At 38.5% G+C, this 10,782-nt stretch carries 9 protein-coding genes and 3 pseudogenes; 4 read left to right on the top strand and 8 right to left on the bottom strand.

Annotated features, from left to right (window positions below; translation table 11 throughout):
• Positions 1–249: pseudogene (locus FTV41_RS12915) on the top strand (IS3 family transposase); the annotation flags it as partial.
• Here FTV41_RS12915 and FTV41_RS15225 read toward each other — a convergent pair.
• Entirely contained in the window at positions 174–1,541 is a 1,368-nt protein-coding gene (locus FTV41_RS15225; RefSeq protein WP_225531283.1) for an ISNCY family transposase, read from the bottom strand. The pseudogene FTV41_RS12915 and the gene FTV41_RS15225 sit on opposite strands and share 76 nt — an antisense overlap.
• Positions 1,542–1,757: 216 nt before the next feature.
• On the opposite strand from FTV41_RS15225, the pseudogene FTV41_RS12930 reads away from it, so the two are divergent.
• Both FTV41_RS12930 and FTV41_RS12935 read left to right on the top strand, forming a co-directional pair.
• Positions 1,758–2,676, top strand: a pseudogene (locus tag FTV41_RS12930) (IS5-like element IS17 family transposase).
• A gap of 62 nt (positions 2,677–2,738) precedes the next feature.
• Positions 2,739–3,947, top strand: a complete 1,209-nt coding sequence (locus tag FTV41_RS12935; RefSeq protein ID WP_032028744.1) for an IS256 family transposase — start codon at positions 2,739–2,741, stop codon at positions 3,945–3,947.
• A 177-nt stretch (positions 3,948–4,124) separates the two neighbouring features.
• On the opposite strand, the gene FTV41_RS12940 is transcribed toward FTV41_RS12935, so the two are convergent.
• From FTV41_RS12940 to FTV41_RS12965, 6 genes are read right to left on the bottom strand one after another with little or no spacing between them, the layout of a single operon-like run.
• Positions 4,125–4,640, bottom strand: coding sequence for a hypothetical protein (locus FTV41_RS12940; protein WP_127798922.1), 516 nt, complete (start codon positions 4,638–4,640; stop codon positions 4,125–4,127).
• A gap of 40 nt (positions 4,641–4,680) precedes the next feature.
• Complete coding sequence (locus FTV41_RS12945; protein ID WP_127798920.1) at positions 4,681–5,220, bottom strand: 3'-5' exonuclease; 540 nt, start codon at positions 5,218–5,220, stop codon at positions 4,681–4,683.
• Positions 5,221–5,248: 28 nt separating this feature from the next.
• Positions 5,249–6,145: an ATP-binding protein gene (locus FTV41_RS12950; RefSeq protein WP_151208079.1), complete on the bottom strand. Its 897-nt coding sequence runs from the start codon at positions 6,143–6,145 to the stop codon at positions 5,249–5,251.
• Positions 6,142–6,639, bottom strand: a complete 498-nt coding sequence (locus FTV41_RS12955; protein ID WP_151208077.1) for a four-carbon acid sugar kinase family protein — start codon at positions 6,637–6,639, stop codon at positions 6,142–6,144. The genes FTV41_RS12950 and FTV41_RS12955 overlap by 4 nt, the downstream gene beginning before the upstream one ends.
• Positions 6,640–6,642: 3 nt before the next feature.
• The gene (locus FTV41_RS12960) at positions 6,643–7,590 is read right to left on the bottom strand and encodes a CBASS oligonucleotide cyclase (RefSeq protein WP_151208075.1); all 948 of its coding nucleotides are present in this window, start codon (positions 7,588–7,590) and stop codon (positions 6,643–6,645) included.
• Between the two features lie 19 nt (positions 7,591–7,609).
• Positions 7,610–9,145: a 5'-methylthioadenosine/S-adenosylhomocysteine nucleosidase gene (locus tag FTV41_RS12965; protein WP_151208073.1), complete on the bottom strand. Its 1,536-nt coding sequence runs from the start codon at positions 9,143–9,145 to the stop codon at positions 7,610–7,612.
• A gap of 392 nt (positions 9,146–9,537) precedes the next feature.
• Here FTV41_RS12965 and FTV41_RS12970 point away from each other — a divergent pair, with 392 nt between their 5' ends.
• Entirely contained in the window at positions 9,538–10,470 is a 933-nt protein-coding gene (locus FTV41_RS12970; protein WP_104852498.1) for an IS5-like element IS17 family transposase, read from the top strand.
• On the opposite strand, the pseudogene FTV41_RS15230 reads toward FTV41_RS12970, so the two are convergent.
• Positions 10,438–10,644, bottom strand: a pseudogene (locus tag FTV41_RS15230) (hypothetical protein); the annotation flags it as partial. The gene FTV41_RS12970 and the pseudogene FTV41_RS15230 overlap by 33 nt on opposite strands.
• Positions 10,645–10,782 lie beyond the last annotated feature (138 nt).

A 10,782-nucleotide genomic window follows, 5' to 3' on the forward strand; every position in this document is an offset into this window, starting at 1 on the left:
GGAGCTCGACCGCCCACACAAATAATGGTGGATTTTATCCAGAACAATAAAGATCGATATGGTGTTGAAGCGATTTGTAGAATTTTACCGATTGCAGCTTCGACCTATTATCGGGCTTTAGATCTCGTTGATAACCCAGAACATCGAGCGAAACGTGTTCAGCATGATTTACATCATGCAGAGCAAATCAAACGTATTTGGAAAGAAAGTTTAGGTCGATATGGTGTGCGTAAGGTCTGGCAACCGTTATACCAATCGTTATCCAGATAGCGGCTTAAAGCTGGCCAACGCTTCAGAGTGTAATTGATCGCCTTGGCGGTTGGAGAACTCGATGGCACAGTCAGTTGATGTTGGTTGAGCCATTCATACAGTTGTTGCATCACCGGTTGACTATGCTGTTGTCGGTATTCGCGGCGCTGTTCTGCTGTACCATCGGTCTTTTTCCTGAGTTCTGCTTCTATGGCATACAGTTTCTGAATCAGCACTAATGCCTGTTCAGCGACCTGACTTTTTTTGGTCACATGCAGTTCATGGAATTTACGACGCGCATGCGCCATGCAGCCCACCTCAATGACCTGACCTGATTTAAAGCGTGCTTTATAACCGCTGTAATCATCACAGACCAGATGGCCCTGCCAGTCTTTCAGGAACGCTTCAGCATGCTGACCTGAACGACTATCCTGAAAGTCATAGATCACGGCTTGAACTGGATTGTACTGTGTAGTGGCATAGGCCCAGACATAACCTTTCTTCGGTTTTTTATCATTCTCACCCATCCGCATGATGGTGACCGGCGTTTCATCGGCATGGATCACCCGCTGTTGCAGCACCACCTGTTTTAAGGCATTGGCCAGGGTGCTGAGTACACGTCCAAACTGGGTAATCTTGGTGTCTTTCTTGCTGCTTTGATTCACTCTAAAGACTGAATGTTTGTCGCTGTAAAACGCTAAAGGCTTACCGTGCTGTTCGACATATAAGCGTGTTGAAATCATATAGTCAAAGGTTGATTCTGACTCACAGAAGCGTAAATGCTGCAATTTTCCTGTAGCATCATCGATAAACACCAGCAGACAGCATTTAGCAGCGCGTCCTTCAAACCAGTCATGGTGTGAGCCATCAATTTGGATCAGTTCACCAAAGCAATCCCGGTTGTAACGAGGCTGATACGGTCGTTTCAGGCGCTTGGATCGAGGCATCCATAAGTCAGCTGCAATCATCCAAGAACGCAGGGTTTCTACTGAAAGATCGAATCCATGTACGGTGGTGAGCTTTTCATGCGCTAAAGTGGGTCCGAAACCATGGAGTTGGTCAGAAACAATATTGAGGCACTTGAGTTTGAGTTCTTCAGGAAGTTTAGAATTGCTGATTTGGCCACGACCGGCATGGGCTAATGCAGCTGGACCTTGGGCTTTGTATTTCTGCAGTAAGCGTCTGATCTGACGTTCTGAAATATGAAGTAGCTGAGCAGCCTGGGATTGAGTTATGCGTTGATCGCAGATTTCCTGCAAGACCGACAATCGTTTAAGTTCTTTATCCGACATAGACACCAACATATCAAACCGTCCGCTAAGGAAATTGCAAAAGTGCATATTCTAAAAGCGGACATTTTTACTTTGGAGAAACCGGACATTTCTATTTTGGAGTTACAAGTCCATTGCGTATAATAGTGATTATGTTAAATTAAGTACATAGTACTTTAAGTTGGCTTTGTTGCACAAACCTATCTGTAAAGGCTTTTTCAGCGATATAATTTTCAAATGAAGAAGCCTACACACAAAATCTACCGCACAACCAATTGGCCCGCATATAATCGAGCACTCATGAGTCGCGGAAATATTGCCATTTGGTTTGATCCTGCTACGCAATGGTATGCTCCATCAAAAGGCAAACAAGGGCGAAATCAAACCTACTCCGACGCAGCTATCCAATGCTGCTTAATGATTAAATCCTTATTCCGTCTATCTTTACGTATGGTCACTGGCTTTGTGCAAAGTCTGATTAAACTTTGTGGATTAAATTGGACCGCACCAGATTACAGTATGCTTTGTAGAAGACAAAAGCATATTGATATTGCAATCAGCTACCAAAAAAGTAGCGATGGGCTGCATCTACTCATAGACTCTACAGGCATGAAGTTTCTAGGTGAGGGCGAATGGAAACGCAAGAAACATGGACCTGAATATCGTCGCCAATGGCGTAAACTTCATATTGGTATAGATCAAAACCCTTCAAATACGCGCTATTCAACTCACTACAAATAATGTGAGTGATTCACAAGTACTTGGTGATTTACTCGATCAGATTCCTCAAGATGAGCAGATTGACTCTGTTTATACCGATGGAGCTTATGACACCAAGCAATGCCGTCAGGTCATTGCAGATCGGCAAGCACATGCGGTGATTCCACCTAGAAAAAATGCGAAACCATGGAAAGATACAAAGAGTAGCTCGCTAGCGCGAAATGAATTACTTCGAACAGTTAAACGTTTAGGCAGGACACTATGGAAAAAATGGTCAGGCTATCATCGCCGCAGTTTGGTGGAAACCAAGATGCATTGCATCAAATTATTAGGCGATAAATTAATGGCAAGAAGCTTTCCTAGTCAGGTGAATGAGATTCATGCACGTGTAGCAGTCCTCAACAGATTTACGGAATTAGGTCGACCGAGACTGTAAATTAAATTGTGTAATTGCCTGAATTTGCTATGTTCATATTCACAACGGAGTCAGGCAACATGATGAACGAACAAAAACTAAAAGACCTTGCAGCAGAATTTGCTAAAGGAATCAAAACAGAAGACGATCTCAATCAATTCACCCGATTGTTGACTAAACTCACTGTTGAAACGGCTCTCAATGCCGAACTTACCGAACATCTCGGACATGAAAAGAATGCTCGTAAGAACGGTTCAAATGCTCGTAACGGTTATTCCAGTAAGACCGTGCTGAGCGATGATGGTGAGATTGAGATCACCACACCACGAGATCGTGATGGCACATTTGAGCCACAGCTAATTAAAAAGAATCAGACTCGTATCACGCAAATGGATAGCCAAATTCTATCCCTTTATGCCAAAGGCATGACTACCCGTGAAATCGTGGCTACTTTCAAAGAAATGTACGATGCTGATGTATCGCCAACGCTTATTTCCAAGGTGACTGATGCTGTTAAGGAGCAAGTCGCTGAATGGCAAAACCGTCCGCTGGATGCACTCTATCCCATCGTCTATATGGACTGTATTGTAGTTAAAGTCCGTCATAATGGCAGTGTTATCAACAAGGCTGTATTCCTTGCCTTAGGCATTAATCTTGATGGACAGAAAGAACTGCTCGGCATGTGGATGGCTGAGAATGAAGGTGCAAAATTCTGGCTGAATGTCCTGACTGAGCTTAAAAACCGAGGGTTGCAGGATATTCTGATCGCCTGTGTGGATGGACTAAAAGGCTTTCCTGATGCCATTAACAGCGTATACCCGCAAACCCATATCCAGCTGTGCATTATCCATATGCTGCGTAACAGCTTGAAATACGTATCATGGAAAGATTACAAAGCCGTCACTCAGGATTTAAAAGCCGTTTATCAGTCACCTACTGAAGAGGCAGCCTTGATGGCCTTGGATCAATTCGCCCAAACATGGGATGACAAGTACCCACAGATCAGCAAAAGCTGGCGTACACACTGGGAGAATCTAAATACCTTCTTTGCTTATCCAGCCGAGATACGCAAAGCCATCTATACCACCAATGCGATCGAATCATTAAACAGCGTAATACGTCAGGCGATCAAAAAGCGTAAAGTCTTTCCAACGGATGATTCTGTACGTAAAGTGATTTACCTGGCAATTGATGCAGCGTCTAAAAAGTGGAATATGCCTATTCGCGACTGGCGTTTAGCCATGAGCCGCTTTATTATTGAATTCGGTGACCGCTTAAGCAATCACCTTTAAATTTATGAAAAGCAATTACACAAAATTATTTACAGGCTCGGTCGACCAGTTACCCAAGTTACGCCTTAAATTTGGCTCAATTAGGGGCGCTTTGCATTTCAAATCTTTGTGCAACAAAGCCTTAACAGCCTAAAAATATTATCTAGCCCTATGCAAAGATATGCATAGGGTTATTACTTATTTAGAAATTAACGTAGTATCATTTTTTTTGGGAGTTTCAAAAGAGATTTTTTCAAAAATTATTAAACTAAAGATTAAGACTCCGATTAAGCCAATTAGTCCCATAATTAAGAAAGTTGCTCTAAATATCAAGCCATAAGTCAAAATTTTACTTAAATATTTTTTTCCCATATTAGCTCTAATAAGATTACTTTCTTCATTACAAAATATTCCAATATCAATTGAAGAATTTCTTTCTAATCTTTTAAAGACTTCTTCAGATTGTTTGATTAAAAAAGATGTTCTTTGATCTAGCTTCCAGAAAACAAATGCCGTAATACTTAAGAAAATGGATAAAAATATTCCTATGTAAGCAAAGGTACTTGAGGACTGAATGGAAACACCTATAGCGGTTCCTAATCCAGCAATGATAAAAAGAAAATAATTGAACATTGTTATTCTTTGGTTGGAATGTAATTCAAAGTACTTCCAGGCATGTTCAACAGCTTGTTCAGAATTAATCCTATTTGTCATATTAATATTACCCAATTGAAAACTATATGAATTATATAATTTATTCAATTGAATAAACTAATCTAAATAATTCTGCTTGATACTTTGCATCGTGCAAAGCATTATGATCTCCTTGTAAAGTAGGATGTACATATTTATCTATTGAACTTGACTTTGTATCGTACCAGCTACATTTTGTGGCTCCCATAAAAAGAGCTTTGATATCTATAGCTGATATACCAAAAGGATTTCTATTTAAATATTTTAGAAAATAAAAATTTATAAAAGACCAATCGAAAGGCGCATTAAGTCCTACAAATATAGGTCTAGAGTCCTCTGGTAAATACTTGAGTATCCAACTTTCAAATTGAGACATTGCTTCTATGGGGGGAATACCTTTCTTTCGTGCTTGGTCTAAAGTTATTCCTGACACTTTTAAAGCTTCTTCAATTGCTTGATCACTGATTGGTTGGAGCATTATTGTAAATTCTATATCAGGGTTATATACGAAACATGCTCCTATAGTCAGCATACTGTGTTCACCTACTATAGGACCTGCTGTTTCAATGTCTACAGAAATATAAACCTCTTTTTTATACATTCTTATGCTCCTTCCAATTAGAATTATGTTATCCAGCCATTATAGGTGAAGGCTTTAGCTTACTAAGAGCCTGATGGAAGTGTGAGATTGTTAATTCTGAATCAGGAAAAGCTAAAGAAACTGCCGTTGGATATAACCGTGTACGAATATCTGAATAAGTCCAACCTGGTTCTGCTCCGTGAGGAGCAGTTGCACTTACTAATTCGGCAATTTCATCTTCCGAAAAATCGATGTCAGACAAATCTTTAGTAAAAAGCTCATGTCGTTCTTCATTAGATGGGCGAACAAACTCTTCTACAATGGAAGCTCTACGCAAAACAGCTGCATCTAAAGCAGCTAATCGATTAGTACATAAAATTGCAAAGATACGGCCACCATGTTTTCTTAAATCATCTATTGCTTGAATTAAAGTATTCACACCAACTTTATCTTCATGATGACTATTTTCTTGACTTCGAGATGCTCCAAGCGAATCACCTTCATCAATAATAAGAAAAGCTCGACCATTTCCATGTCCAATAGACCGAGTGATTTCATCGAATGCTTGTGCAATGAGAGTACCCATTTCACCAACTTTACCAGTTCCTCTGACTTTATTACTAAGCTTAAATAGCAAAGCATCTTCTATTTTCGCATCACGAGCTAATCTATTAACAATTGCTTCAGCATTTGCAGTTTTTCCAGTACCTACATCACCATGAAAAATAGCTAAAGGATATTGATCGACAAGAAGATCAATAACCGCTAGTTTTTTCCCATGTTTTTGTTTACTCCATTGTTCTAACTCATCAGCCTGAAGCAAAAGTTGTACTTGTTTCTTAATACGGGAATATCTAGATTCAAAACCGAGTAATTTGTCAGCTAAATCATCAAATTGTTTAATTGGTAAATCTGTCTTAACTTCAAAAACTGTTGATTTACTCATGAGTAGTCGCTCCTATTAGCTCCATAACCATTACTGCTATAACCTCGCTCCCCTGATGCAGAAAGGCTACTGTGAGTGGTACTTTCTGTTGTTGAGACCCAAGTTATTTCCAATGGTAATTTGGAAGCTTTTTCTGATTCATTACGATATTTATCGGTATGTGACAATATAATTCTAATTCGTCCATCTGGTGTGTGGGGCCACATTACTCCGCCAGGTCTTTCAGTACCAGATGCACCTTCAGTTTGAAATATGTACTTAATAGCTCTAACTTCTGAACCATAGGAAGATATCAAAGTTACATCCACTTTAGATAAATATTCATTTTTTGCTAATAGTTCAATATCATGGGCATATTCTTTCGCTTTATCTTCAGTCATCGCTCTTGTGCTACTAGCGATCATAATTAAATCTGCTTTAATACTACGTACAACTTTTTCAACATCAGCTACAGTGTAAGTACTCGAATAAGTACTTGAGTATGATGAACTCATGCTTTAATCCTTAATTTTAAATTTATTACCGAATATTTCTTTCCAAATGTCGTTATCATCTTCTACTGATGCATAATTTGCAGTTTCCCAAGCTTGTAAGGCTATTTTGACGATTTGTTCTTTCTCTTCTATAGTTATTCGAGACGCTACATTATTTTCATGGTTAGCAGGATCAATAATTACAACAGGATCTGAAAAATATTTCTGCACCTTAGCCGAGTTCTCAGGGAAATCAATACGTTCATTTAATTCACTTTGAGCTATAAATCCTAAAAATTCTCTAAAACGTTGTTCAATATTTTGTGTTGGTCCATCACGATCTTGTAAATAAGCTAGTATCAACTCTAGATGAAAAGATTTAAGGCCCGGAGGGCACGCAAAATTTTTCCATCGTTTTGCCATACGCACTAAAGTGCGGTAATGCTTATCTGAATTTTTTCTATCACGAATAAATTGAATATGACAAGGAGCACAAGTTAGGTTTTTTTCTTTAGTTTTTAGATCATATTGCCAACCATGGTTTGGTTCTTGGGCATCTTGAATTACAGGAACTACATCTACACTCAGCCCACTTTTGACAAAAGTTACTGTAGCTGCTCTCCGTTGAATCTCAAAATCTTCAACAGCTTTAGTTGGATAAATTTTTGTGAGTAACGTGTAAATTAAGTCATTAAGATTGTCTAATGTCGAATCATCTACATTTTTATTACTGATATAAAATACAATATCTACATCGATAGGATCATCTACAGTTTTCTTCAAAATTGTATACTTTGCAAAAGAACCGGCTTTAACTACTTTTGCTATTTTTAAGTCAGAGTTTGAAGTGATATGTTTGCGTAACTCTGTTATTAAATTATCCACTTGTGCATGATATTCTGTACGTTTTTCTGAAGGTAAACGAAGTACATTACCATCATAATATTGAAGATCTGAATTTGTAAGTGACATTCTGATGTGTTTCCCCAAGTTAGTTATTAAGTGTTAAGCCATGAGTAATATAATCTGCTGTTACTGCAGCAGCTGCTTTTGCGGCTAAGTCATGAAAGCGATTGTCTTTTGTGGAATCACCAAAGTCACTAATTCCTCTAATCATTAACACGGGTTTTTTATGTAAAGCACAAGCCGCAAATACTCCTGCACCCTCCATTTCAGCAACTTCAATTTTTCCATTAAGTTCTTTTAAGGCTTTAAATTTTTCAGGATCTCGAAGAAGCTTCTCACCACTTCCAATAGTGACTGTTTTAGGCATAACACTTTTAGTTACTGGGCCAATTTCAATACTATCTGGAAGTATGATTTCTAAGGCTTCATAGCTCTTTATTAAGCGACTTTCTAAAGAACTTTTGTTAGATAAATATGTGCTAACATCCTGTCTAACTTTAAGATCTAACACTGTGCTTTTAGGCCGGTGTTCTGTAGCGCCACCTTCAATGAGAGCTGCTCCTTCGTATGCAACGACTTGTTCAGATAAAACAACTTCGCCTAAAGCACATTTTTCGCGCATTCCCGCAGCAATACCTAACATGATTACATTTTTAGGTTGTAATTCAATTAGTAATGTGGTGGTGATTGAAGAAGCATCTACATTTCCAGCGCTAGAAAAACATGCTATTGCGCAATTAGCCCGTATACCATCATTGCGAATTATTTCTGTTTTCCATACATGGAGACCCGTACTTGTAACTATAGGCTGTACACCTTCATTAATATTTAATGCTTGCCTTGCAGCTGATAATTCAATTGGTAAAGCTGTCAAGACTAATACATCTGGCGGAAGAGCTGCGTGTCTAGCTTGTTCCTCTTTATAAAAGATCGTAATAATTCTCTTTGCAATTTGAGAAAATTCTAATACAGGTTCTTCTAAAGAGAGTGCTGAAATACTTTTTACCACAGTAGAACCGGTATTTTGCAAATAAGTTTGAGGAGTATCTCTAAATTTTTTTAGCAATCCTAATGCACCATTTCCATCTTCTTTATTTGATCCGATTTGTAGATCTAAAGGCAAAATAGGCAACCCTTTTTTTACCATTTTGTGAGCTCTATCTAATACTCCTTTACCACCACCTAGTGCAATCATTGCTGTAGCATGCTCAATTTGTTCTTCACCTACATTGCTACCTGTTAAGATTTCGTCATCAATACAAATATGTTCAGCAACCCCACGAGCAATCATGCTATTTAAAAGCCGTCGCTGTTCGGAATTGGTTTTGAATTGCAACCGATCATTTGATGCAACAATCTTAAGAAAGATTTTGTTTTCTATCCCTTGAGTTAGTTCGTTTATTTTTCTAGCAATAGTCCAATCAAAAACTAAAGATTTTTGAGTTTGATTTACAGGCTCTGCTGAAAAATAACCGATAAAGCTGCCTCCAGCATTAATAACTTCTGTTACAAGAGCTTCAACAAATGAATGAGCCTTATCGATCTGGTCATCATTTGTAGTAAGAGAAATGCTACCTGCAAGGAGAATACAACTATTTGAAAGAGAAACTGGATTACTCATTCTCCCCTTACCCCCTAAAAAATATAATAATTTTTAATAGATGAAGGTTACATTAACTATTGCAAGTGTTCTTTGAAAATTTATTTAGCTTTGTAATTTTAGTATGCAAGTTGAACTGTTGAATATGCGGTATTACCACCAAGACTTTGATTGATTTCTAGTAGTACTGATTCAATTTTTGGTAAAATGCCCATGCTTTATTGCTACCATGATGAAATTTTCAGAAATCATATATGGTTATCTTCGAAACAACGATGAAAAATGATGTCTCCCCCCCATCCGCAATAAATATAGATCAATGTAGTGTTTTTAAATTAAAGGATTTATAACTTCAAATCGGCTTTGTTGCACAAATCTATCTGTAAAGGATTTTTCAGCGATATAATTTTCAAATGAAGAAGCCTACACACAAAATCTACCGCACAACCAATTGGCCCGCATATAACCGAGCACTCATGAGTCGCGGAAATATTGTCATTTGGTTTGATCCTGCTACGCAATGGTATGCTCCATCAAAAGGCAAACAAGGGCGAAATCAAACCTACTCCGACGCAGCTATCCAATGCTGCTTAATGATTAAATCCTTATTCCGTCTATCTTTACGTATGGTCACTGGCTTTGTGCAAAGTCTGATTGAACTTTGCGGATTAAATTGGACCGCACCAGATTACAGTACGCTTTGTAGAAGACAAAAGCATATTGATATTGCAATCAGCTACCAAAAAAGTAGCGATGGGCTGCATCTACTCGTAGACTCTACAGGCATGAAGTTTCTAGGTGAGGGCGAATGGAAACGCAAGAAACATGGAGCTGAATATCGTCGCCAATGGCGTAAACTACATATTGGTATAGATGCCAAAACCCTACAAATACGCGCTATTCAGCTCACAACCAATAATGTCAGTGATTCACAGGTGCTTGGTGATTTACTTAATCAGATTCCACAAGATGAGCAGATTGACTCTGTTTATACCGATGGAGCTTATGACACCAAGCAATGCCGTCAGGTCATTGCAGATCGGCAAGCACATGCGGTGATTCCACCTAGAAAAAATGCGAAACCATGGAAAGATACAAAGATCAGCTCGCTAGAGCGAAATGAATTACTTCGAACAGTTAAACGTTTAGGCAGGACATTATGGAAAAAATGGTCAGGCTATCATCGCCGCAGTTTGGTGGAAACCAAGATGCATTGCATCAAATTATTAGGCGATAAATTAATGGCAAGAAGCTTTCCTAGTCAGGTGAATGAAATTCATGCACGTGTAGCAGTCCTCAACAGATTTACGGAATTAGGTCGACCACTTACCCAAGTTACGCCTTAAATTTGGCTCAATTAGGGGCGCTTTGCATTTCAAATCTTTGTGCAACAAAGCCGTCGCAAGTTGTACATCTGCTAAACCTTGCCAATCTGCTTTTAAATATTCAATCACCTCTGTTTTGTATAAGCCATTCACCGTTTCAGCCAAAGCATTATCATATGAATCACCAGTCGTACAGAGATGGATCTGGAAATTTGAACAACTCCTATAAGTGATACTCTGCTCCTCAAATGATGTTATAAACATCAATATATGGAGTATTTTATGGCACGTAGACCAAGAAGAAATCATTCAAACGACTTTAAGGCTAAGGTA

It is taken from the genome of Acinetobacter sp. YH16051, assembly GCF_013417135.1.
Lineage (GTDB): Bacteria > Pseudomonadota > Gammaproteobacteria > Pseudomonadales > Moraxellaceae > Acinetobacter > Acinetobacter towneri.

Bases quoted from the DNA above. Each gene is read 5' to 3' on its own strand.
- FTV41_RS15225 (WP_225531283.1), bottom strand. From the start codon at position 1,541: ATGTCGGATAAAGAACTTAAACGATTGTCGGTCTTGCAGGAAATCTGC.
- FTV41_RS12935 (WP_032028744.1), top strand. From the start codon at position 2,739: ATGAACGAACAAAAACTAAAAGACCTTGCAGCAGAATTTGCTAAAGGA.
- FTV41_RS12940 (WP_127798922.1), bottom strand. From the start codon at position 4,640: ATGACAAATAGGATTAATTCTGAACAAGCTGTTGAACATGCCTGGAAG.
- FTV41_RS12945 (WP_127798920.1), bottom strand. From the start codon at position 5,220: ATGTATAAAAAAGAGGTTTATATTTCTGTAGACATTGAAACAGCAGGT.
- FTV41_RS12950 (WP_151208079.1), bottom strand. From the start codon at position 6,145: ATGAGTAAATCAACAGTTTTTGAAGTTAAGACAGATTTACCAATTAAA.
- FTV41_RS12955 (WP_151208077.1), bottom strand. From the start codon at position 6,639: ATGAGTTCATCATACTCAAGTACTTATTCGAGTACTTACACTGTAGCT.
- FTV41_RS12960 (WP_151208075.1), bottom strand. From the start codon at position 7,590: ATGTCACTTACAAATTCAGATCTTCAATATTATGATGGTAATGTACTT.
- FTV41_RS12965 (WP_151208073.1), bottom strand. From the start codon at position 9,145: ATGAGTAATCCAGTTTCTCTTTCAAATAGTTGTATTCTCCTTGCAGGT.
- FTV41_RS12970 (WP_104852498.1), top strand. From the start codon at position 9,538: ATGAAGAAGCCTACACACAAAATCTACCGCACAACCAATTGGCCCGCA.